Origin of the sequence: Streptomyces sp. DH10, from assembly GCF_029813805.1 — a bacterium.
GTDB classification, from domain to species: domain Bacteria; phylum Actinomycetota; class Actinomycetes; order Streptomycetales; family Streptomycetaceae; genus Streptomyces; species Streptomyces coeruleofuscus.
This window is the reverse complement of the sequence record NZ_JARVKU010000012.1, coordinates 128,917-152,817: the sequence shown is the minus strand read 5'-3', so window position 1 is coordinate 152,817 and position 23,901 is coordinate 128,917. Positions and strand designations below refer to the sequence as shown.

At 69.4% G+C, this 23,901-nt stretch carries 16 protein-coding genes and 1 pseudogene; 11 read left to right on the top strand and 6 right to left on the bottom strand.

What is annotated here, in order from left to right; translation table 11 throughout:
• Positions 1–76: 76 nt before the first annotated feature.
• The 4 genes and pseudogenes from QC385_RS24705 to QC385_RS24690 all read right to left on the bottom strand — a co-directional run bounded on the left by QC385_RS24705 (position 77) and on the right by QC385_RS24690 (position 6,516).
• Entirely contained in the window at positions 77–4,948 is a 4,872-nt protein-coding gene (locus QC385_RS24705; RefSeq protein ID WP_279543539.1) for a ricin-type beta-trefoil lectin domain protein, read from the bottom strand.
• Between the two features lie 673 nt (positions 4,949–5,621).
• Positions 5,622–5,735: a DUF6207 family protein gene (locus QC385_RS24700; RefSeq protein WP_279543654.1), complete on the bottom strand. Its 114-nt coding sequence runs from the start codon at positions 5,733–5,735 to the stop codon at positions 5,622–5,624.
• A 37-nt stretch (positions 5,736–5,772) separates the two neighbouring features.
• Positions 5,773–5,859, bottom strand: a pseudogene (locus tag QC385_RS24695) (hypothetical protein); the annotation flags it as partial.
• Positions 5,860–6,018: 159 nt separating this feature from the next.
• Positions 6,019–6,516: a VOC family protein gene (locus QC385_RS24690; protein WP_279543538.1), complete on the bottom strand. Its 498-nt coding sequence runs from the start codon at positions 6,514–6,516 to the stop codon at positions 6,019–6,021.
• Positions 6,517–7,173: 657 nt separating this feature from the next.
• Between QC385_RS24690 and QC385_RS24685 the strand changes: the two genes are divergently transcribed.
• Together QC385_RS24685 and QC385_RS24680 are read left to right on the top strand one after the other, a co-directional pair.
• Positions 7,174–7,878, top strand: coding sequence for an alpha/beta fold hydrolase (locus QC385_RS24685; protein WP_279543537.1), 705 nt, complete (start codon positions 7,174–7,176; stop codon positions 7,876–7,878).
• Between the two features lie 381 nt (positions 7,879–8,259).
• Positions 8,260–8,814, top strand: coding sequence for a hypothetical protein (locus QC385_RS24680; RefSeq protein ID WP_279543536.1), 555 nt, complete (start codon positions 8,260–8,262; stop codon positions 8,812–8,814).
• Positions 8,815–8,922: 108 nt separating this feature from the next.
• Here the strand turns inward: QC385_RS24680 and QC385_RS24675 are convergent, their stop codons facing one another.
• On the bottom strand, positions 8,923–9,513 hold the full coding sequence (locus tag QC385_RS24675) for a LysE family transporter (RefSeq protein WP_279543535.1): 591 nt from the start codon (positions 9,511–9,513) through the stop codon (positions 8,923–8,925).
• A gap of 278 nt (positions 9,514–9,791) precedes the next feature.
• On the opposite strand from QC385_RS24675, the gene QC385_RS24670 reads away from it, so the two are divergent.
• Positions 9,792–10,247, top strand: coding sequence for a nuclear transport factor 2 family protein (locus tag QC385_RS24670; RefSeq protein WP_279543534.1), 456 nt, complete (start codon positions 9,792–9,794; stop codon positions 10,245–10,247).
• A gap of 281 nt (positions 10,248–10,528) precedes the next feature.
• On the opposite strand, the gene QC385_RS24660 is transcribed toward QC385_RS24670, so the two are convergent.
• Positions 10,529–12,715: an FG-GAP repeat domain-containing protein gene (locus QC385_RS24660; protein ID WP_279543533.1), complete on the bottom strand. Its 2,187-nt coding sequence runs from the start codon at positions 12,713–12,715 to the stop codon at positions 10,529–10,531.
• A 250-nt stretch (positions 12,716–12,965) separates the two neighbouring features.
• Here QC385_RS24660 and QC385_RS24655 point away from each other — a divergent pair, with 250 nt between their 5' ends.
• From QC385_RS24655 to yicI, 8 genes are all read left to right on the top strand, one after another.
• Positions 12,966–14,105, top strand: a complete 1,140-nt coding sequence (locus tag QC385_RS24655; protein WP_279543653.1) for a S1 family peptidase — start codon at positions 12,966–12,968, stop codon at positions 14,103–14,105.
• Positions 14,106–14,314: 209 nt separating this feature from the next.
• The gene (locus tag QC385_RS24650) at positions 14,315–14,737 is read left to right on the top strand and encodes a DUF350 domain-containing protein (RefSeq protein ID WP_279543532.1); all 423 of its coding nucleotides are present in this window, start codon (positions 14,315–14,317) and stop codon (positions 14,735–14,737) included.
• A gap of 1,060 nt (positions 14,738–15,797) precedes the next feature.
• Entirely contained in the window at positions 15,798–16,859 is a 1,062-nt protein-coding gene (locus QC385_RS24645) for a LacI family DNA-binding transcriptional regulator (protein WP_279543531.1), read from the top strand.
• A 93-nt stretch (positions 16,860–16,952) separates the two neighbouring features.
• Positions 16,953–18,206 carry an ABC transporter substrate-binding protein gene (locus tag QC385_RS24640; RefSeq protein WP_443032980.1) on the top strand — a complete coding sequence of 418 codons (1,254 nt, stop codon included), beginning with the start codon at positions 16,953–16,955 and terminating at the stop codon, positions 18,204–18,206.
• A gap of 5 nt (positions 18,207–18,211) precedes the next feature.
• Positions 18,212–19,171: a carbohydrate ABC transporter permease gene (locus QC385_RS24635; protein ID WP_279543529.1), complete on the top strand. Its 960-nt coding sequence runs from the start codon at positions 18,212–18,214 to the stop codon at positions 19,169–19,171.
• A gap of 18 nt (positions 19,172–19,189) precedes the next feature.
• Positions 19,190–20,017 carry a carbohydrate ABC transporter permease gene (locus tag QC385_RS24630; RefSeq protein WP_279543528.1) on the top strand — a complete coding sequence of 276 codons (828 nt, stop codon included), beginning with the start codon at positions 19,190–19,192 and terminating at the stop codon, positions 20,015–20,017.
• A 12-nt stretch (positions 20,018–20,029) separates the two neighbouring features.
• Positions 20,030–21,454 (top strand): GH1 family beta-glucosidase, encoded by a 1,425-nt coding sequence (locus QC385_RS24625; protein WP_279543527.1) that lies wholly within the window; start codon positions 20,030–20,032, stop codon positions 21,452–21,454.
• Complete coding sequence (yicI, locus tag QC385_RS24620) at positions 21,451–23,862, top strand: alpha-xylosidase (RefSeq protein ID WP_279543526.1); 2,412 nt, start codon at positions 21,451–21,453, stop codon at positions 23,860–23,862. Before QC385_RS24625 ends, yicI begins: the two co-directional genes overlap by 4 nt.
• Positions 23,863–23,901: the final 39 nt, after the last annotated feature.

The following is a 23,901-nucleotide window of genomic DNA, read 5'->3' as shown; positions in this document are numbered from 1 at the left end:
GGGACGGTGTGCCGGCGAGCGGGCCGGGAATCGAGCCGGCGTTCAGGTCATGCGCCGACTGTCCGTCGTTGTCACCTCAGGAGCGCTTTTTCAGCGGATACGCCGTGTAGACGATGTAGCCCTCGTGGCGGTCGTCCTTGCCCGGCAACCTCTTGAGGATTACGCGGACCTCGTTCCCGGCAGCCTCCCAGGAGCCGTCCGTCTTGTACACCTTGCCCAGGGAATCGTAGTTGTCCCATCTTCCTGTGATCGGGAACTCGCTCTTGTTCTTCCACTGGCCCCGATGGTGGATGAAATTGTCCAGCGCCTCGAAGCTCTTGCCTCTCCGCTTGCCGTTGGGGAAGAAGTAGTAGGCCAGAACCCGGTCGACCGCCTGCTGGGCGATGTCCCTGTCGGTCCACACGGTGCTTATGGGTTCCAGGCCCTTCCGCTCATTCTCGAGGGCGAACCCCCTGGCCTGGTCCGGGGTCACGTTGACGTGCCTGCTGAGTGTGTGGGCCCCGGTGTTCGGGAAGTCCAGTTCATCGGCGAGATTCGCGCAGTTGTGTACCAGGAGGTCCTTCGCACGCGGGCCCTCGGCACGCACGTAGAAGGTGTGCAGACCACGGACGGTGAGGTCGTAGACCTCACGCGGCCTCAGGTCGGTCAGATCCCGCAGCCCGCTGACGGCCTGGACCGTGCCGTCGGGCGAGCGCAGCTCGTCGCCCCTGCGGAGCTCCGAGACCAGGACCCAGCCACGGTCGACGACGAAGACACGGTGCCCCGCGGTGCTTGACAGGGTGCTTCCACCGGCGAAGCTGATGTCGATCAACCGGTCCGTGTCATGAGCGAACGTCGCGCTGACCACCTGCGGGCGGTGTTCACCGCTCTCAGGGTCCTGGGCCAGCACCCGGTCACCGCGGCGTACGTCGCTGATCGCCTTGCGGCTGCCGTCCGCCATCAGCACCTGGGTGTGTCCCGGGAAACTGTTGACCCTGCAGGACGTCGCCAGGTCTTCGAAGAGGTTGACGGTGTCCTCGATCCGCGCCAGCGTCGCGGGGTCCAGGTCGAGCGCCTTCAGCGACCTGTAGGCGTCGGCGACACCGGTGCCGGTCTTCATCGCGGCGTCCAGCGCGCGGATCGCCTCGGCGATCTTCGTGAACGCCTTACCCGGGATGAAGTTGCTCAGGGCCCAGCCGCAGCCGCTGGCGCTGCCGTGCCAGCAGTCGACGAAGTCCTGGACCAGGACCGCCTTGATGATCTTGTAGGTGAGGGTCTGCTGGATGAGTTCGAGCTTGGTGAAGTGCTCGGTGACCTCCTTCTTCAAGCCCTTGAAGGGCTTGCTTTCCAGGAGCAGCGTGTCCTCAGGCGGGCAGCCGTTGGCGCTGGCCGGTACGTCGGGGTCCGTGCACAGGAAGAAGTCGACCGTCGCGTTGAACGTGACGAGGAAGGTGACGGTGCAGCCCTCGAAGCCGATGTCGATGACGCAGTCGTTCTGCTGCTTGGTGTCGGTGATTTCGATGCTGTTGTCGTCGACGACGTACCAGGTGCCGCCGATACCGGTACCCGCACCGCTGCTGACCTGCTGGTTGGCCTGCTTGCGGGCTGCGGACTCCGCGGCTTCCTGTGCCTCCTTGGCGTACTTCAGCGCGTCCTTGGCGGCTTGTTCGGCTTCGGTGGCGGCGGCGTCGGCGCGGTTGGCGGCGGCGCGGGCGTCCTTGGCGGCCTGTTCGGCCTGTGAGGCGGCGTCGCGTGCGGCCTGGGCGTCGAGGGCCGCCTGGTCGGCGGAGGCGCGGGCGTCCTTGGCGTGGCCTTCGGCACGGCCGGCTGCCTTGTCGGCGGCGTCCGCGTCGGCGGTGGCCTGCCGGTTGTAGTCGATGGTGCGGGCCAGGGACGCGGATGCCTTCGAGGCGGCCTTGGCGGCGTCGGCGGCGTAGCCGAGGGCTTCCTTGGAGTAGGTGCGGGCGGTGGCCGCGTGTGTGGCGGCGTTGGCGGCGTGCTGGTAGGCGGCCTTGGCGTCCCCGGTTGCCTGTTCGGCGAGGTTCTTGGCCGCGGCTGCTTCCGCCTGTGCGTTCTTGGCGTGGGCGTCGGCGACGGCCTGTTGCTGCTCGGCGATCGATTTCGACGCCTGACCGGTCAGCACCACCAGGCCGGCGGCCGAGTCGGTGGTCACGTAGGCAGAGCCGAGTTCGATCGCGTCGTTGGCCGGCTTGGCGACCTGTACGGCTGCGTTGCCCGCGTCGGTGGCGGCCTGCGCGGTGACGTGGGCGAAGCCGGCGGCTTTGGCCGAGGCGGCCAGGGCCTTGGCGGCCTCCTTGTTCGCCTCGTCGGCCTGGGTCTTGGCGGTCTTGGCGAGTTGCTCCGCCTCGTCCGCCAGCTCGACGGCCGTCTTGGCTTCGGAGGAGGCGTGCTCGGATGCCTTGATGGCGTCGGCCGCGGCGCTCGTCGCGGTCTTCATCGCGGCGTCGGCCTTCAGTTTGGCGGCGTGGGCGGCGTCCGCGTGGGAACGTGCCCGCTTGGCGGCCGCTTCGGCGCGGGTGGCCGCGGCGTCCGCCTCGGCTGCCGCCTCGGTGGCCGCGTTCGCGGAGGTCCGGGCCCGGCCGGCGGCTGCCTCGGCGTCGTCCGCGTGTGCCGAAGCCGCGTTCGCTGCCTCTCTGGACTCCTTGGCGTTGCTGTCGGACTCGTGGGCCTGGGCGAACGCCTCCTTCGCGTCCGCCTTCGCACGGGCGGCATCCGCCTTGTGCTCGGCGTCCCAGGCATCGTCGCGCAGGTCGCGGGCCTTGTCCCGGGCCTTGACCGCGTCGTTCTTCCGCGCGACCGCGGTCGCCTCGGCGGCTTCGGCCTTGTCCTTGGCGTCCTTGGCGTTCGCCGCCTCGGTCTGGGCGTTCTCCTTGTGCTGAGCCGCTTCGGCCTGTTTGGCCGCGGCGGTTTCCTTCTCGGCCTTGGCCGTCTTCTCCTCGGCCTCGGCCGCGAGCCTCTTGGCGTGCGCGTCGGCGGCGGCCGCCTTGGCGTCGCCTTCGGCCTTCAGCGCCTCGGCGAGTTTGGCTTCCGCGGTCTCCTTGTCCTTCTTGGCGTTGTCGCGGTGCACCTTCGCCGCGTCGGCCGCCGCCTTGGCCTGGGATTCGGCCATTGCCGCGGCGGCCTTGCGGAACTCCGCCTTCGACTGCGCGGCTTGGGCGAGAGCGCGCTGGGCGATGGTCTGGCTGTCGCCCGCGGAAGCCCTGGTCGCGGCCTCGGCTGTCTCAGCGGCCTTCACCATCGCCGTCAGCGCCGCCACCGACCCTTTGGTGACCTGCGCTTTCTGCTGGCCGGCCAGGAGCCCACGACCCCGCGGCGCACCAGCGGCGTCCGCGATTCCGTACGCGGCCTGCTCAGCTGTGTCGGACGCGGTGGCCGCCTTCTTGGCGTCCTCCAACTGGGTCTTGAGCGCGGCCAGGTGCTTCTTCGCCGCCGCCTGGGCATCGGCGACGAGCTTCTTCGCCTTGTCGAACTCGGCCTTCTCCGGATACAGGGGGCTGTCCGTGCCCTTGTGACCGGTCGGCTTGATCAGGAACTTCTGCGCACTGGTGTCCTTGCAGTCCCACAGCCGCGCGTCCGTGCTCTTGGTGAACGCGCTCAAGTCCAGGCACTTGCCCGTGCTGACGCTTTTCAGGGGCCCGGCGGCACGGACGTCGCCCTGCCAGGACTGTCCCTTGGACTTGTAGCAGTCATAGATCTGGATCTTCGTGCCGTTCGCCGAGTTGTTCCCGGCCACGTCCAGGCACTTCATGGAGCCGACGTTGCGGAAGTAGAGGTCGTCCTCGCTGCCCTCCAGAGTCCACTGCTGGGCCGCGCCGCCGTTGCAGGTGTAGATCTGCACGGGTGTGCCGTTGGCTTCCTTGCCGCCTGCGACATCCAGGCAGTGGCCCTTCGCGCCCGGCACCTCGATCGTGACCGGGCTCTCGCCGATCCAGCCCAGCCCTCCGGCGGAGTAGTAGTCCTGCCAGCGGGCGGAGAAGTCCGCGATCCACGACTGGCCGAGGATCTGCCCCAGGGTGAACGTGCCGTCCTGCAACGCCTTGGTGGCGGTGACGTTGGCGGCGAGGATCTGCTGGCGCTGCGTGGCCTGCGAGGTGATCTCCTGCTGCCACTCGGCGGACGCCTGGGCCACCTCCTTGCCCAGAACCCGGTTCGGGTCGATCGGGGCGTGCCAGGCACACGAGGCGAAGCGGGACTTCAGATCCTCGACCGCGATGCGGTACTCCGGCGTGCCCGGGGCCGGGGCCGTGCGGGGGAAGCCGCCGGAGGCCAGGAAGATGCGGGCGTCATCGGCGAACACCCTGGGAACGAACAACTCGTTGGGTTCGATCTTCCCCGAGTTCTTCTTCCAGACCTTCCACGCCTGCTGCTCCTCCGGTGTGCCCCCGGTGGTGTACAGCGGGTCGCCGATCGCGAGCGCGGCGGCCTTCGTCTTGTCGTCAGCGGTGGGAGACGGATCGTAGAACGGGGAGAACAAGTCGATCGACTTGTTGTACGACTGGTACAGCCACGGCATCAGACCGGTCCGCTCGAAGACCTCGAACTCCCCGGGCGGTTCGTCAGGGTAGGAGGTCAGGCCCATGACGGTTTTGGCAAACGCCAACTCCTGGTCATTGGCCTTCTTGACCCACTGGTTTCTGCTGGCGTCGTCCGCGAGGTAGGCCTGGTGCAGGGGGGTCTTGGTGTCGGCGAGGTCCCGCTTGAGCTTCTGGTGGAGCTGGTCGGCCGGCAGCCCGATGGCACCCTGCGCCAGAGCGAACAAGCTGGGGCCGCCCTTGCGCAGGGCGTCGACGGCCACACACTGATCCTCCCGCAGCTGCTCAGCCGCCTTGGTGTCGAAGCCGTCGTACGAGTCGCCCGTCGCGGCGACAGTCGCGGTGCGCTGTTCGGCGCCCCGGCCGAGCTGGCCAGGCTGGACGACCAGGCCACCGAGGACGGCCAGGGCAGCCACGGACGTGACAGCCGAAGTGACCGTCGCGGATATGGGTGATCTGGGGCTTAACAACCCCGGTCTGAATCGCAAGGGGGCATCCTTCGTAGCAAGCAAACGAGAGCAGGCGGGAGTGACCGCCCGAACAGGCGGTGGCGATGTGCGCGCGGGTCAGTCAGTCCGCGGTTGCGGTGCGGGAGCAGGGGCAGCAGTCAGCGGCGACAGAGCAGGCGTTCACGACGAGCCGGTATCGCGGCATGACGAAGCAATCCTCCCCGTAGCGGCACTGCACCCCGGCCGCCGAATGGCATGCGCGCGTCGCGAAGGGATGGTCAAGGCCCCTCGGGGCGCGCGGGGTTCAACTTAGCCACAGGCCAGCCGGGCACGGCAAGCACTGCCCCAGGCGCCCGGACCACTCAACGGGACATCGTGTGCGCGCCTCCTCGCGGCGCGGCATCCGCAAACGCCGAGCTCACAGCGGGAGTTACCTGTGCGGGAGATGTGAAGGATGAGCGCAGATACCGCCAACTCCCTGCCAAAGATTGACCGAAAGTCACCTACTCGTCGGTAGCCCGCCGATGAAGAGGGCCTGACGCGCCGTTTGCATCTGACAACTCGCCGCAATCGACGTTGAGAACCGGCTCCCTCACAAGACCCCGGACACTGCTGCCCCGCCGCCCCTCTGTGCGACCTTTTACGAGTCGAGCGGCTGCCGCAAGTCCAGGAAGCAGCGCGGCCGAACACCGGGCTGACCGGCGTCCCGCGTCGACTGCTCCCCTGGCGCCGTCGCCCATCGGTCGGCGAGCAGCTGCTGAGAAGGCGAGTGCGCATTCGTCGTAAGCGGCCGCGACGTCGACGACGACCAGGCCCGGCCTGCTATGAGTCGTAACCTTTGTCAGCGCGGAACTTGTCGGGCCCGCGAGGGGTTTCACATGCGGAGCGGTCAGGGTGCCCAAGTTCTCGTTCGTCGCCCGACAACCTTGGACACCCCCTTCTCCTCTTGGACTCAGGGTGCCGACCACCGGCGGGCAGCATGGCGGCTCAGGAACCGGGGCTCAGGGCCGCCTGCGCTCCACCCGCACGGAGGTGAGTCATCCCCCGAAGTCTGAGGCGTCCGGGAAGAAGTCGGCACCTTGGACGTACGCCATCGCCTCGGCCCACTTCGGGTCGCCCAGACGGCGTTCCATCTCCTCCGGGCTGACGTCCTCCACTCGCGTCTGGAGCCACCACAGATTGCCCAGGGGATCGCGTACCCGTCCGACCCGGTCGCCGAAGAAGAGGTGTGTCACTTCGGTCACGGACGTACCGCCGGCCGCGACGGCCCTGCGGTGCGCGGCGTCGGCGTCCTCGACGTAGAGGCGCAGGAAGGCGGGGGTCGGCGGCCAGTGTGGCGGTGCGTCGAACGGCATGACGACCGAGTCGCCGATCCGTACCTCCGCGTGCCCGATCCGGCCGTCGTCCCCGACGACCCGGGTGATCTCCTCTGCGTCGAACGCCTCCTTCAGGTAGTCGATGAGCCCGGCTGTGTCGCGCGAGATGATCCATGGCGTGACGGTGTGGTAGCCGTCCGGGATCGGTTTTACGGTCATCCGCTGCCTTCCTGAGTGTGTGCTGCTCGTCCTGACGCTAGGCGGCCTCTAGGCCAGATTCCGGCCTAGAAGCCCCGGTGGGGACGATGTTCAGCCCCACGGCGGTGACATGGAACGTCCCACCCGAACTGATCCCGCGCGACGCGATCGAGACCAATGCCGGCCCAGTGAGTGATCCCCGGGGTGAGCTGATCTGTCCAGGGCGGGGGTGGTGTCCGAGTGCCGAGTTGTCGGAAATCGCGATGGTGTATTCATCCCCGGAGGGCGACGAACATGTCGCTGACGGCAGAGTGTGGACGGCTGAGCAAGCCCGGGATGTGACCCGTGGCTGTTTGCTGGAGGGCGGTCCGGAGGGGGGAAGCAGCCGGGGACGCGGTGCTGCTGCTGGTGGTGTCGGAGCTGTTCAAGGGTCGGAGACGGTGGAGGTACAGGATGCCAGCGTGGTCCCGCCACAGCTTGGTGCCCCTGGGGCGCCAGCAAGCAGGACGGGGTCGGCTGACATCTGGTGCAGGACCTCTCAGACGAAAGCTCTGAAAAGATCAGACCGTGACAACCGACTCCTGCAAACGATCTGACGGATCGCCACACGAGGTCCGCATCTCTACTCCAGACGGCGGTCTACTTTGGGCCGAGCGCGATGGCACGGGGAACCCGGTCGTGCTCTTGCACGGCGCCGGCATGGACTCCCGGCTGTGGGACGCCGTCGTTCCCGAGCTGGCCCGTCACCACGACGTGATCCGCTACGACGCCCGCGGGCTGGGACGCTCCGCACCACCAGGCAAGCCCTTCAGCGACGTTGAGGATCTGTGCGCGGTCCTTGACCACTTCCGCCTTCGTCAAGCCGCGTTGGTCGGGTTGAGCATGGGCGGGGAGACCGCGCTGGACTTCACCCTCACTCACCCCGAACGCGTCACCGCACTCGCTCTGGTCGGCGCCTCGGTCAGCGGTCACGTCTGGCCGCAAAGTCCCGAGCTGTCGGCCTACGCCACGGCCCGGCGCGAGCATCAGACGGCCACCTTGGTCGAGCTGGAACTGACGATCTGGGCAGCCATGGGCCGCACGGCTCCCGGAGGAGAGCTCATCGAGACCATGGTTGCCTCGAATGCCGAGCGACGAGTCGTGAGCGAACAGCACTGCGTTGTCTCGGCGGGCCGTGATGCCGAACCAAACCTCGGAGAAATCGCCGCGCCGACGCTGGTCATCCACGGCGGCCATGACCACCCAGAGATCGCGGTGATCGCCCAACGACTTGTCACCGACATCCCCAACGCCCGCTGCGAGACGATCCCGGACGCCGACCACTACCTGCCACTCCGCACACCCGGACGCCTCACCGAGCTACTGCTGTCACACCTGCCCTGAAGCGCGGACCACGACGTGCGGTGACGTCCGATCCGGTCGACCCGCAAACTCGCTGCCCCTTACTGCGCAAAGGCCGTGGCTGGGTGATCTGCATCGACCGCGAGTGTGCACGACGGTCTGCGGCCTATCGGCGGCGATGCCGTCGCCTTCCCGCAGCCCCGGTCGAGACCTCGCTGATCAGCTGGATTTCGCGCCCCATACCCTCTTACGTCAACAGGCCGACGTAGACGGAGAGAGCGCATGGCGGCGGACAGGGACATACACGGACTCGCGGCAGGAGCCGACCGCGCGGCCCAGCCAGCCGAGAACGCTCCGCCCCGACGCCGCCGTACGGGCCCGATTCACTGGTTTCTGTTCAACAGCGCGTGCGTAGCGGCCTCGGTGACCCTGATGTGGTTCGCGCCGGTTGCGCCCCTGCCCGCTTTCCTGCGCGGCCCGGCCTTCGTCATCTCCGCGCTGGTGACACCTCTGGCGCTCATCCTGGTGCCCGGCGTCTTGCTCCGCCACGTCACTCACAAGAAGGCGCCGAAACTGGCCATCGGGGCGCTCGCGGTTGCCCTCCCTGCCGCGATCGTGCTGGCGGTCATCACCCGAGAGGCCGGCGAAGAGCGGGGCCTGGAGAAGAGGGGCCGGTGGACCGAGGCCGTCGTGGTCGGCGTCGACAACGGCAAGACCGACGAGTGCACGCTCCGCACCCGCGACGGCCGGGAGATCTCACCTCAGATGACGGACGGCTGCGACCCGGAAAGCGTTGAGCCAGGCGACGAATTGCGCGTGCTGTACGACCCCAAGGGCGCAGTTGCTCCGTTGGAGGACGACGACACGGCAGTCGAGCTGGACCCCGGCTCGTACCGAGGGACAATCGGCGGCCTGGCAGTGCTGGTCATCGTGACAGGCACGTGGGGCTGCGTCCGGGTGAGTCGTGGGGAGAAGTAGGCGGGGACACCCTCTGGAGACGGTGCACAAACACGATCCCATGCCGGGAAGTCGGCGGGCACCGAGCGCCAGTTGACGAGGTTGTCGAGCCACTCCGACATCAACCGATCAGACGCGGCTCAGCTGGAGTAACGCGAAGACCAGGAGCGAGGCACCGCAGCAGGCTTCGAGTACGGGTAGGGCCAGTGGTGGCAGCGCCCTGCGCAGCACAACGATCAGCCCCGCCGCGATCAGGCACCACAGCATCGAGGAGGCCATGAATCCGGCGCAGAAGACGCCCAGCTCCGCCGCCCGGCCCGGGCCGAGCACGGCGCCCACTCCGCCGGCCGCGCCCGACCAATAGACAACGTTCCATGGGTTCGCCAGGGACATGCCCGCCCCCACAGCCATGGCCCTGCGGTCCTGTTCGGCGTACGGCTGTGCCGTCGGATCGGACACCTTCCGCACGAGCGCGTCGCGCAGGCCCGTCACCCCCAACCAGGCCAGCAACAAGCACCCGGTCACGGTGAGCGGCACGCGCAAGGCCGGCACCGCGAACAGCGCCCCCGCCCCCGCCCCCGCCAGGCCGAGCACCGCCCAGACGGCGTCGCCCGCAGAGAGCCGACCTGGACCGCGAAGGCAGGGCCGATCCGCCCCGGATGCCGCGCCGAAGAGACTCGCCGACTCCTTGCCTTCGGCAGCGAGCATTCTGATGTCCATTCTCCCTTTCCTCTAACTGGACTTGCAGACCACCGCGAAATTTGCCGCCCTGAGCCAGTTTGGAGCCGTTGGCAGGGTCGCCGTCGGCGTAGAGGTAGGGGCTGGTGAAGTGGCCGATGTTGGAGGCGTAGTAACGGGCGGCGAAGGGGTTCAGGCGTCCTGATGGCAGCCAGCGAACCAGTATGGCTGGGGGAAGTCTTTAGGACGTGCCGACCGTGCAGCACAACGATGTCTGATTGCCGCCAGCAAGGTCCTGCTGTGGTCCTCATGCTGGCGACATGACGATGTCATCCACTACGGAGTCAGCAACAGTTCTCACCGGCATGTATGCGGCTGAGGCGGAGTACCTGGCGGCGGGAGGCCCTGGCGAGGCTTCGTTCGACCTCCTCGCACCCTTCTTTGCGCCGGATGTCGAGCTGCATCAAGCAGATTCCCTGCCCTACGGAGGCACTTGGCGTGGGCACAACGGCATGACGCAGTTCTTCCTCACGATGGGAGAGGTGTGGGAGTCGTTCGAGATGGTGGAACAGGAGTTCCTGGCCACCGGTGAGACTGCGGTCGTGCTCACACAGGTCCGTGCTCGCGCTCGCGCGACCAACCGTGAACTCAGCTTCCCCATTCTGCAAGCGATCACGGTCAAGGACGGGCGGATCACCAAGGTCCGTCCGTTCTACTGGGACACGCGGGCTATCGCCGACGCCTGCGCCGCGCCGACACCGACACCGACAGACTGAGGTCGACGGCAAAGCCCACTGGTCACAGCCACTCGTTGAGGACTGCCACCAAACCGGTCGCCTCGTAACGGACGGCAAGCTTGTCGTATCTCGTGGCCACGGCCCGGTGACGCTTGAGGCGGTTGATCCCACACTCGACCGAGTGGCGCTCGCGGTAGTCGGTCGTGTCGAACTTTCCGGGGCGCGGTGGTCGGGCGGCCCGGCCGCGCCCCGGAAGCGGAATCAGAGACGTACCCGCATCCGGGGCCCCACGGTCCCGGACCGCCCTCGAATCCGTGCCGTCAGGAGATGCGGATGTCCGACCAGTTCGTCGTCTTGCCGACCTGGGACCGGTTGTCGAAGCCGCCCTTACCGTTGCCCCGGTTCAGCCAGGCTCGGCCGTCCTTGTCGAGTGAGACCAGGTCGGCCCGGCCGTCGCCGGACAGGTCGAGTCCGCCGACCACGTCCTTGTAGGAGGTGCCCCAGTCCTTGAAGACCAGCGTCCGCGGCTTGAAGGTGCCGGCGCCGGTCCCGTTGAACCGCCACAGCTCGTTCGACGCGTCGACGGCCAGCAGGTCGTTCTTGCCGTCGCCGCCCAGGTCTCCCGCGGCGATCAGTCTCTTGTAGCCGCCGAAGCCGGACCCGGCGAGCGCTCGGGCCTTGAAGCCGCCGGCGCCGTTGTTCGCGTACAGGTACAGCTTCCCGGTCGAGGCGGACCGGGTCAGCAGGTCGGCCCTGCCGTCGCCCGTCACGTCGCCGGGTGAGACGACCGCGTTGTACGCGCTCCAGTCCGAGGAGACCTTCACGGAGAGCGACTGCTGGTCGGGCAGCCCGCCGCCGCAGATCGTCTGGTGGACGCGGGCCTCGCCCTTCGAGGAGCGGACGAACACGTCGTTGCAGCGGTCGCCGTCGAGGTCGCCGAAGGGCAGGACGAGCTCGCTCGTAGCGGAGCTGCTCGCGCGCTGCCCCGCCGTCAGCTTCGTCGCGTCACCCGCGTACAGCTTGAGCCCGGCGCTGCCCCGGCCGAACAGGTCGGCCTTGCCGTCGTCCGTGTAGTCACGCCACTTGGGCAGCGCGCGGCCGGTGGTGGTGGCCTGGTACACGCCGTCCAGGACGGTGTTGTTCGTCTCGCCCCGCAGGTACTCGTCCCACAGCACGACGGGCCGACCGAGCGCGTCGGCGGCCACCTGCGGCGGCCCGGCGAACTGGGCGCTCTTCGCACTCAGCCGCCGCGGGGCGGACCATGTGCCGCCCTTGAAGACGGCGGCCATCGTGTACTCCTCGTACGAGTAGCCCTCCCGCCACGTCACCGTGACCGTGCCGCCGGAGGTTGCGGCCGCGGCGACATTGCGCACCTTCTGGTGGGTGGAGAAGCGCTGCGCGTACGACCGCCAGAGGCCGGTGGCCGCCGAACGCACCGCGTACCAGGGGGTGGTGGGCCCTCCGGCCACGAAGAGGTCGCCGTTGGGCAGGTGGACGGGCGCCGTCATCCTGTACGTGCTGCCACGGCTGTCGGCGGACTGAGGGGTGCTCCACTGCGTGGCGCCGGCGGGTCGGCGGGAGTGCATAAGGTGCGCGTCGTCGTAGAAGACGTCGAAGCCGCCCTGCGGAACGGCGAACACCTTCGGGCGCGCGAGATCCTTGCCCGGGACCGGGAAGCCCTGGACCGTGGTCCAGGCGGACGCGCCGGAGGCCTTCTCCAGTGCGACGACGGCCTTGCTCGCCTGCCACTGCCACACCAGCAGGGCGGTGCCGTCCTTGTCGACCGCGAGGTCCATGTTGGCGATGTCGCGGCTGCCGGACGGCGGCTGCGCGTTGAGGTCGGCCGGAGCGGTCCACGCGGCCTGCGGGCCGGTCTTCTCGGCGGCCCTCACGACACCGGAGACCGACCACACGGCGACCAACCGGCCGTCGGGGGCCGCCGCCAGGTGGTGGTAGCCCTTCTCGGGGACGGCGGCGACGTATTCGGGCTCGGAGAAGGCGGTCGCGCCGGGCGTGAGGGTGGCGACCTTCAGCCAGTGGTTGCCCTGGTCGTCGGCGCGCTTGGCCCGCCAGGCCAGGCGCACCGAGCCGTCGCCGAGCGCAGCCAACTCGGTGTTGTATCCGCCGGCGTCCGGCCAGGCCTGCGGGGTGAGCCAGCGAGTGCTGCCGGCGGGCCGGATCCGGGTGGAACGCCCGTCGTGGGTGAGGGAGACCAGGGCGCCGTCCCCGGCCGACACCAGGGCGCTCAGCCCGCCCGAGGCTTCACCTGGGTTGGGTGCCGGAGCGTGGAGGGCGCGGGTGCCCCACGGGCCCGGCGCACGCGTCTCGACGGCGGCCAGAGCGGTGCCGGCAGCCGTGGCGGTGGCAGGGGTGGTGGCGGCGGTGGTTGCGGTGGTCGTGGCGGCGCCAGTGGCCGTGGTGGTGTGGGCGGCGGCCGGGTCGGCGGCCGCCAGAGCGAAGACGGGAGTGAGCGCGATGCCGAGCACCGCGCGGGACTGCGAAATCATGGGAATGCCCCCCCGGGCAGGACGAATCGGTTGGCGCGGATTCGTCGAACTGTTCGAACAAGTCAGACGCAGCGTATATCATCCAAGATCGTCCCGCGTGGGGGAATTCCCTCCCCGGCCGGAATTGGCATAGACCTTTACGCGACCACGGACTAGGCTCTGCCGCGCACATCACGAGAGCGCTCTCAAGCACTGCTGTTCCACCCCCACCCTGTTGGAACAACGAAGGGTCATTCCCTTGAGACGCACCATGACACTGCGCACCGCACTGTCCGCACTCCTCCTGCTCGGAACCTGGGCGACCGCGAGTGCCCTGCCTGCCTCCGCCGCGGACGCTCCCGCGCGCTCCACCGAAGCACCGGCCTCCCCCGAGCTCCTCTCCGCGATGCAGCGCGACCTGGCGCTGACGCGGAACGAGGCCGAGGCACGCCTGGCCGCGGAGAAGACCGCGACGGCCGTCGAACGCAAGGCGCGTAGCGCGGCCGGTTCGGCCTACGGCGGCTCCTGGTTCGACGCCGGCAGTGGCCGACTCACCGTCGCCGTCACCCGCGCCGCGCAGGCCGACGCCGTACGCGCGACCGGAGCGGCCGTACGCCTCGTGCGGTACGACGCGCGGCAACTCGACGCGGCGAAGAAGAGCATCGACGGGCTGTCCGCGCCCGCCGGAGTCGCCAGCTGGCACGTGGATCCGAAAGCCAACAAGGTCGTCGTGAACGTCGTCGCCGCGCACCGGGACGACAACGATGTCCGGGCCTTCCTCGCCCGAGCCCGCGAAGCGGGCCCCGTGACGGTGCGCCAGACCCCCACCGCGCCCCGTACCTTTTCCGCCGGCACCGTGGGCGGTGACCCCTACTACACCGGCAACGTCCGCTGCTCCATCGGCTTCTCCGTGCACGGCGGCTTCGTCACCGCCGGGCACTGCGGCCAGCCGAGTGCGGCCGTGTACGGCTGGGACCGGTCCTACATCGGCAATTTCCAGGGGTCGTCGTTCCCGGGTAACGACTACGCCTGGGTGAACGTGGGCAGCGGCTGGTGGACCGTGCCGGTCGTCCTCGGCTGGGGTACGGTTCCCGACCAGCTCGTCCGCGGCTCCGCCGAGGCCCCGGTGGGTGCCTCCGTCTGCCGTTCCGGCTCCACTACTCACTGGCATTGCGGCACCGTGCTGGCGAAGAACGAGACGGTGAACTACAGCCAGGGCGCCGTCCATCAGATGACGAAGACGAGCGTCTGTGCCGAACCCGGCGACTCAGGAGGCTCCTTCATCAGCGGCGACCAGGCCCAGGGCGTCACCTCCGGCGGCTGGGGCAACTGCACCAGCGGCGGCCAGACCTGGCACCAGCCCGTCAACGAGATCCTCAACCGGTACGGGCTGACACTGCACACGGCCTGATCGCTGATCAGCGCGGCCGAGCGGACTCCGTCACGGAAGTGCCGGCGGAGTCCGCTCGAACTTCACCTACACGGACCTGGCCGGATCAAAAGTCCCACCAGCGGAGAAGGATCCGGGGTGCTGATCAGCAGGCGAAACGGATGCGCTAGATTTTGCCTCTCTTTGACCGCGATCACTCACGATCTCTACCCTTCGGAGTCGGCAACCCCATGAGCGACATCGTCAACGGACTCGGGCGGGCCACTGCGTACGGCGGCCTGGGACTGGTCCTGTTGGTCCTCGGCATCGTCCTGGTCGACGTGCTGACGCCTGGAAAGCTCGGCCGGCAGATCTGGGAGCAGCGCAATCGCAACGCCGCCACGGTCCTCAGCTCCGCACTGCTCGGTATCGGCGGCATAGTGTTCACGTCCATCTGGACGACGTACGAGGACTTCGGCAAGGGGCTGGTCTCGACCGCGGCGTTCGGGCTGCTGGGGCTGGTGATGATGGCCGTGGCGTTCCTGGTGGTGGACCTGATCACGCCGGGGCGCCTGGGTGCGACGCTGGTCGAGGCAGAGCCTCATCCCGCGGTCTGGGTGACGGCGTCCTGCAACCTCGCGGTGTCCGCCGTCATCTCGGCCTCCATCGCCTGAACCGCTGTCCCTTGGAGAGGGCACACCATCACACGCCGTGGTGGTCTCTGCTCCATCGAGAAGGCGGCTTCAGCGGTGGGACCGCCCGCACGTCCCGCGCCACGGAGTCATCGCCGTCACGAGCACGACTGCCCTGGCGCGGGTTGACGGAGCCGACAGCAGCCGCCACGGTGATCCACTAGCTCACCGCCCAGGTGCGGCGGGCACGGGCGTTGAAGGCCGTCGCCCGGGTGGCCGGAGCAGCGTGGTGCCGCGCAGGAGCGAAGACGAACAGCGCCGGCGGGAAGGGTTGTTCCGGGGCCGTTCTCTGTAAGTCTCGGGCCAGTGGCTGCGCTGGGCGCGGGCGGCGTTGCCGCGTCCGCTCAGGGGGTGCGGAGCGGTAGGCGTCGTAGGGCTCCAGCTGGGCGACCAAGTGGGTCTAGGACATCGTGCGGTCGATCTCCACGAACTCGCTGGAGCCGTCGGTCAGAGGACCACCCCGTCGGGGACCAGGGCCCCGGGCCGGGAGGGGTGCGCGACTGCGAGTTGCCATTGCGCCTGGTCAGCCGCTCCCTTGTGGTGAAAGGCGAGGACAGTGCCGGCCAGGGCGAGGCGGTGCCCCGGCGACGCGGCGGTGCCGACCAGCGGCCCCGCCTCCCGGGGGTGGCGGGTTCCGTAGGTCGGTCGATACGGTCCTACGTCACGGTCTGGGCCGGGCAGTCGGCCGCTGCCTTGCGCAGGGGGTTGCTTCGGCATCATCGGCCGCAAGGCTTCAGCGGGGCTTCGTTGTTCCACGTCGCGCGCGACCCCGTCCAGCGTATGGCGCAGGAGATGGGACACGCGGGCTGAACCGAGTCTCGCCAAGGCGGCCGCTCCTGGGAGTCGCGGACATGCCCAACTATCGGGCGGCGCCGCTCTTGACACGTGTTCAGGGCCGGCGAACTCCCCGTCCCGAGCCAGAGGTATCGCTCGAGGTATTGCCCTTACCGACCCGCCGTGCTTAAGGTCACCCCGTTTGTCGAATCGATTCGATTGATTCGAGGAAGCCGGTGGGCCCAAGACAGGCCGGGCGGAGGTGGGGATGACCACGATCAAGGATGTCGCCGAGCGGGCGGGCGTCGCGCCGAGCACCGTGTCGTACGTCCTGAGCGGGTCGCGCAAGATCTCCGAAGACACCCGGCGCGCGGTGCAGGCCGCGATCGACGAGCTCGGGTACCACCCGCGCGCGAGTGCCCGTACGCTGCGCAGCGCACGGACCCGGGTGCTGGCGCTGGCCGCGCCCCGCGTGCCTGGGGCGTACCGGGCGATCGACGGGCGGTTCGCGATCGACGTCACCGACGCCGCCCGTGTGCACGGGTACGACGTGCTGTTGATGACGGACAGCGACGGCGTCGGCGGGCTGCGCCGGGTGGCCCGCAGCAGGCTCGCGGACGCCGCGGTGCTGATGGCCGTCGAGGACCGAGACCCCCGTGTCGAGGTCCTGCGCGAACTGCGCTTCCCCGGGGCGCTGCTCGGTCACGACGATCACGCGGCGCTGCCCTGGACCGACCTCGACTGGGAGGCCGCCGTCGCCCTCGCCGTGCGTGAGACCGCCGCTGCCGGTCACCGGCGGATCCTCTTCCTCTCGTCGGCCGAGCACGAGGTCGCCGCACGCCGCGGCTATGCCCTGCACGGCCTGGACGGCGCCCGGCGAGCGGCCGTCGAGACGGCGGCCGATGTCCGCGTGGTCCCCTCCCACCGCGACGCGGACGTCCTCGCGCGGCGGCTGAGCGAGGCGCTGGCCGCACGGCCCGTCCCCACCGCGCTGGTCGTCCAGCACCTGATCCTCCTCCCCCGCCTGCTGGACGCGGTGGCGGCGGCCGGGTTGCGGATTCCCCATGATCTGACCGTCGTGCTCGTCGGCAGCCTCCCGGACGAGATGGGCATCCGGCACCTGCCGCGGATCGATCTGCCCGTCGCGGAGATGTCCACGGCCGTGGCCCGACTCGCCGTCGAGGCGATCGGCACCGGCGGCGACGACCGGTCATCGACTTCGCAGGAGCCCCTCGCGGCACCTGCCTCGACCCTGTCCTCCGGCACGCCGCACCACCTGATCCAGCCGCGGATGGCCGGGCCCGTCATCGCCCCGCCGTCGCCCGGCTGACCGCTCACACGGCCCGTACGGCACGGCCGGCCTCGCCCGCGACGCCAGATCACCGCATGTCCACAGCCGCACATGTAACGGAGGATCAAGACCTTGCCGTTCTTAGCAGGACGCATCAGAAGGAGACGTGGACGCGTTCCCGCGCTCGCCGCCACCCTTGCCTGTGCCCTCGTCGCGCCAGGGCTGACCGGCTGTGCCGCGGAGCCCGACCCGGGCACCGTCACCGTGCTCAACTCGGCTACCGACACCGCCGAGCACACCGCCAACCAGCGGTTCTTCGACCGCTGCGGCAAGCCGCTCGGCCTGAAGGTCGAGCAGATCAGCGTGCCCGCCGACCAGATCGCCTCCAAGGCGCTTCGGATGGCGTCGTCCGACTCGCTCACCGACATCCTGGAGCTCGACGGCTCGGAGCTGCCCCAGTTCGCGCAGACCGAGGGCCTGCGGCCGCTCGACGAGGTCGGGGTCGACACCGCCGGCCTCTCCGCGAGCGCGAAGTCCCTCGGCTCGTACGACGGCACCCAGTACGGCATCGCCCGTTCCGTCAACTCCCTCGCGCTGATCTACAACACCAAGCTCCTGAAGGAGGCGGGCGTCGCCCCGCCCACCACCTGGCAGGAGCTGCGGGCCGCCGCGAAGAAGCTGACCGCGGGCGACACGTACGGGATGGCCTTCAGCGCGAGCCCGAACGCGGACGGCGTCTACCAGTTCCTTCCGTTCTTCTGGTCCGCCGGCGGCGACGAGGCCAGGATCGACAACGGCAAGGGCGAGGCCGCGCTCCAGCTCTGGAAGGACCTGGTCGCGGACGGCTCCGCCTCCAGGTCCGTCGTCAACTGGAACCAGCAGGACGTCAACGATCAGTTCGTGGCGGGCCGCGCCGCCATGATGATCAACGGACCGTGGCAGGTGCCGGTCCTCAGCGCCCAGGAGGACGTGGACTGGGCGGTCGCGAGCATTCCGGTGCCCGAGGCGGGAAAGCCGGCGGTGCCGCCCATCGGCGGCACCGTCATGGCCGTACCGAAGAACGACGAGGACCCGGTCCGCGAGAAGAACGCCGGCAAGGTCCTGAACTGCCTCAACTCCGAGAAGAACCAGCTCCAGTGGGGCGCATCGGTCAACAACGTGCCCACCCGCACCACGGCCGCACGGGCGTACGCGAAGCAGAACCCGAAGCTCGCCGCCTTCGCCGAGCTCGTCACCACCGCTCGCTCCCGTACCGCCAAGGTCGGCACCGGCTGGCCGGTCGTCGGCGACGCGCTCGCCGGCGCCTTCCAGTCCGTGCTGACGGGCCGGACCAGTCCCGAACAGGCCCTGCGCCGGGCCCAGCAGCAGGCCTCGGAAGGGAGGTGAGGACCATGACCAGCATCACCTCCCCGGCGCCCGCCACGGGCGCCGCAGAAGCGAAGTCCCCGACCGGCCGCGCTCCGGCGCGCCGCGGGCTGCTGCGCTGGCTCTTCGTCGCTCCCGCGCTCGCCTACATGGCGCTCTTCTTCGGCTACCCGCTGGTCCGCAACATCGTGATGAGCTTCCAGCACTACACGCCGAAGACGTACTTCACGGGCGAGGCACCGTTCAACGGCTTCGACAACTGGCGGGCCGTCTTCGCCGATGAGCTGTTCACGGACGCCCTGTGGCACACGGCCCTGTTCACCGTCGGCTCGCTGCTCGGCCAGTTCACCATCGGCCTGGCCCTCGCCGTGTTCTTCTCCCGCCGCTTCCGGCTCTCCGGCTTCGTGCGCGCGATCCTGCTGCTGCCGTGGCTCGTGCCCATGGTCGTCTCCGCCGTCGTCTGGCGGCGCATACTCGACCAGGACCACGGCATGCTGAACACCGCCCTCCACGCGGTCGGCCTGGTCCCGCAGGACGGTGTGCCGTGGCTGAGCAGCCCCGGTGTGGCCCTGCTGTCGGCGGTCCTGGTCAACATCTGGATCGGCATCCCCTTCAACATGGTCATCCTCTACGGCGGTCTCCAGGAGATCCCGCGCGACTTGTACGAGGCCGCGTCGCTCGACGGCTGTGGCCCATGGCGGACGTTCCGAAGCATCACGCTGCCGATGCTGCGCCCGGTGATCACCGTCGTGCTCGTGCTGGGCTTCATGTCGACGGTGAAGATCCTCGACCTGATCCTGGCGCTGACCTCGGGCGGGCCGGCGGACTCCACGCAGACGCTGGGCACGGTCACGTACCAGCTCTCCTTCCTTCAGCTCGACTTCGGCCAGGGCGCCGTGGTGGGCAACGTCCTGATCCTCATCAGCGCGGTCTTCGCCGTGCTGTACCTGCGGGCCAACCGCGCCGACTTCGGCAAGGGGAAGTGACCGGCGATGAACCGACCGATGAAACGACCGGCGAGCGTTCTGCGCGTTCGTTCGGTGTGGAACACCGCCGCCGCGCTGCTGATCCTCGCCGTGCTGCTCTTCCCCGTGTACTGGATGCTCAACACCGCTCTCCAGCCCGAGTCGAGCATCGCCGCCACCGAGTGGTTCCCCGCCTCGCCGTCGCTGAAGAACTTCGACACGGCGATCAGCACCCAGGGCGGCTCGCTGCTCACCAGCTTCGTCGTCGCACTCGGCGCCGTCGTCGTCTGTCTCGCGCTCGCCGCGCCCGCCGCCTACGGGCTCGCCCAGTTCGGACTCCGCGGCGGGCAGGGCATCGTCTTCGCCACGCTCATCACGCAGATGGTCCCGGGCATCGTCATCGCCAACGCCCTCTACAGCGCCTATGCGCAGCTCGACCTCGTCAACTCCTATCTGGGGCTGATCCTCGCGGACGCCTCGCTCGGTCTGCCGTTCGCGGTCGTGCTGCTGCGGGCGTTCATGGTGTCGATCCCGAGCGAGGTCGTCGAGGCCGCGATGGTGGACGGGGCGAACCGCTTCACCGCGTTCGTGCGGATCGTGCTGCCCATGAGCCGCAACGCCCTGATCACGGCGGGGCTGTTCACCTTCCTCTTCGCCTGGTCGGACTTCATGTTCGCGCTCACCCTCAACACCACGGACGACGTCAAGCCCATCACGCTCGGCATCTACCAGTTCGTCGGCGCACATGTCAGCGACTGGGGCGCGGTCATGGCGACCGCGGTGCTCTCCGCCGTACCGGCCGCGATCCTGCTCGTCGTCGCCCAGAAGTACATCGCCGCCGGGATCACCGGCGGATCGGTCAAGTAGGGAGGTGCTTCCGTGAGTTACTCCGAGTCCGTCGAGTTCCCCGAGTTCCCCGCCGGCTTCTTCTTCGGTGCCGCCACGGCCAGTTACCAGATCGAGGGCGCGCACGACGAGGACGGCAGGGGCCCGTCCATCTGGGACACCTTCTGCCGCGAGCCCGGGCGCGTCGCGGACGGCGCCACCGGTGACGTCGCCTGCGACCACTACCACCGCTACCGCGAGGACATCGCGCTGCTGCGCGAACTGGACGTGGACAGCTACCGCTTCTCCATCGCCTGGCCGCGTATCCAGCCGGCCGGCTCCGGCCCCGTCAACGCGGCCGGGCTCGACTTCTACGACCGGCTCGTCGACGAGCTGCTGGCCTCCGGCATCTCTCCTGCCGCCACCCTCTACCACTGGGACCTGCCGCAGGCCCTGGAGGACCGGGGTGGCTGGCGGGTACGCGAGACGGCGGAGCGGTTCGCCGAGTACGCCGGGGTGGTCGCCGCCCGGCTCGGCGACCGGGTGGACCGCTGGATCACGCTCAACGAGCCCTTCTGCAGCGCCTTCGTCGGCTACGCGGCGGGCGCCCACGCCCCGGGCGCCCGGGAGGGCCGCGGCGCGCTCGCCGCCGCACACCATCTGCTCGTCGGCCACGGGCTGGCCGTGCGCGCGCTGCGCGCGGCGGGGGCACGGGAGGTCGGGATCACGCTCAACCCCGACCGGCTGCTGCCGGCCACGGGCTCCCCCGCCGACCTGGCCGCCGTACGCCGTGTCGGGACGCTCCACAACGACGTGTGGTTCGAGCCGCTGTTCGCCGGGCGCTACCCGGAGCACGAAGCCGAGACCTGGGGCGAGCTGGTGCCCAGCGGCGCCGGCTCGTACCGCCTCGACGGCGACCTCGGTCTCATCGGAGCACCGCTCGACTTCGTCGGCATCAACTACTACCGCCCGATCACCGTCTCCGACGCCCCGTACCGCGACGCCGACCCGGCCACCCGCACCGCGGTCGACGTCCGGGCCGAGGAGACCTGGCGCGACGATGTCCGCCACACCACCATGGGCTGGCCCGTCGTCCCGCACACCTTCACGGATCTGCTGGTCGAGCTGGCCGAGCGCTACCCCGCGCTGCCGCCGCTCCTGATCACCGAGAACGGCTCGGCGGAGGCGGACACCGTCGACGCCGACGGCCGGGTGCGCGACGTGGAGCGGGTCGACTACCTCCACAGCCATCTGGACGCGCTCGCCGCCGCCCTGCGCGCGGGTGTCGACGTGCGCGGCTACTACGTGTGGTCGCTGCTGGACAACTTCGAGTGGGCCCGTGGCTACGGCCAGCGCTTCGGCATCGTCCGGGTCGACCACGACACGCAAGTACGCACACCCAAGGACAGCTACCGCTGGTACCAGCGGCTGATCGCCGCCCACCGCGCCCGGACCGCCCCTGGCGAGGACGCCCGATGAAGTTCACCGACGGCTACTGGATGATGCGCGAAGGCGTCCAGGCGTCGTACGCCGCCGAGGTCGCCGACGTCCGCGTCGACGAGGACCGGTTCACGCTCCACGCGCCCGTGCGGCACGTCACGCGCCGCGGCCACACCCTCAACAGCCCGCTGCTGACCGTCGAGTGCTGGTCCCCCGCCGAGGGCGTGATCGGCATCCGCTCCACTCACCACGCGGGCGCTGCCGAGCGCGGCCCGGAGTTCACGCTGCACACCGAGCCCGCCCACGCGGCCAGGGTCACCCGGGAGGGCTCGCTGCTGGAACTCACGGCCGGGGAGCTGTCCTTGCGCGTGGACACCGCCGCCCCGTGGCGGCTGGACTTCACCGTGGACGGTCGCGTCCTCACCTCGGCGACGGCGCGCGGCACCGGCTTCGCGGTCACGGGCGACGGCAGCCACTACTCGCTGGCGCAACTCACGCTCGATGTCGACGAGTTGGTGTACGGGCTCGGCGAACGGTTCACGCCGTTCGTGAAGAACGGCCAGAGCGTGGACATCTGGCAGGCCGACGGTGGCACCGCGAGCGAGCAGGCGTACAAGAACATCCCCTTCCACCTCACCAACCGCGGCTACGGCGTCTTCGTCAACCACCCCGGCAAGGTGAGCTACGAGGTCGACTCGGAGGCCGTCGGGCAGGTGCAGTTCAGCGTCGAGGACCAGTCGCTGGAGTACTTCGTCGTCTATGGTCCGACGCCCAAGGACGTCCTGGACCGCTACACGGCGCTGACCGGCCGCCCGGCGCTGCCGCCGGCCTGGTCGTTCGGGCTGTGGCTGTCGACGTCGTTCACGACCTCGTACGACGAGGAGACGGTGAACCGGTTCGTGCGCGGGATGGCCGAGCGCGACATCCCGCTGGGCGTCTTCCACTTCGACTGCTTCTGGATGCGCGAGTACCAGTGGTGCGACTTCACCTGGGACCCGGAGGTCTTCCCGGACCCGGAGGGCATGCTGCGCCGGTTGAAGGAGGAGCACGACCTGCGCGTGTCGGTGTGGATCAACCCGTACATCGCGCAGAAGTCCGCGCTGTTCGCGGAGGCCAAGCGGCACGGCCATCTGGTCCGCAAGGCCAACGGCGACGTGTGGCAGTGGGACCTGTGGCAGGCCGGCATGGCCCTGGTCGACTTCACCGATCCAGAGGCGCGGGAGTGGTACGCGGGCAAGCTGCGCGCGCTCACCGCGCAGGGCGTCGACTGCTTCAAGACCGACTTCGGCGAGCGGATCCCGACCGATGCGGTCTGGCACGACGGCTCCGACCCAGAGCGCATGCACAACTACTACACACAGCTCTACAACGAGACGGTCTTCGAGGTGCTGAGCGAGGCCCGGGGCGCCGGTGAGGCCGTGCTCTTCGCCCGCTCGGCGACGGCGGGCGGACAGCGGTTCCCGGTGCACTGGGGCGGCGACTGCGAGTCGCACTTCGGCGCGATGGCCGAGTCGCTGCGCGGTGGATTGTCCCTCGGCCTGTCCGGATTCGGCTTCTGGAGCCATGACATCGGCGGCTTCGAGGGAACGCCGACGCCCGAGGTGTTCAAGCGGTGGGTGCAGTTCGGGCTGCTGTCGTCGCACAGCCGGTTGCACGGCAGCAAGTCGTACCGGGTGCCGTGGGACTACGACGAGGAGGCGGTCACCGTCACCCGCGACTTCACCCGCCTCAAGCACCGGCTCATGCCCTACCTGTTCCGTGCGGCACAGCAGGCCGCCGAGCGCGGCACGCCGATGATGCGGGCGATGGTCCTGGAGTTCACCGACGACCCGGCCTGCCACACCCTCGACCGGCAGTACATGCTCGGCGACGGCCTGCTCGTCGCCCCGGTGTTCTCGGCCGACGGAGTCGTCGACTACTACGTCCCGGACGGCACCTGGACGCATCTGTTGTCGGGTGAACAGGTCCAGGGGCCGGGCTGGCGACGCGAGCGGTACGGCTACGACAGCCTGCCCCTGCTGGCCCGGCCCGGCTCGGTCATCCCGTACGGCGTGAGCGACGACGCGGCGGAGTACGACTGGGCGTACGGGGTGACGCTGCGGGTCCACACGCCCGTCGACGGTGCGACGGTCGTGACACGGATCCCGGCACCGGGCACCCGGGGCGGGGCGGCGGCCGTCTTCCGGACGACTCGCGACGGCGACACGGTCACGGTCGAGGCGGAGGGGGCACCGGGGCCGTGGCAGGTGCTGCTGGTCGGGGCGCAGGCGGAACCCGGCGACACGGGATCGTCGGTGTCGGTGTCGGCTTCGGCTTCGGCTTCGGCTTCGGCTTCGGCTTCGGCTTCGGCTTCGGCTTCGGCTTCGGCTGAGCGGACCGCACTCGGCACTCTTCTCGCCGTATCCGCGGGCACGGCCCGCCTCACGGCGCTACTCACCGGGAGCTGACACAGCTCTCGCAGAGAACGGAGACAGGATGCCCACCCT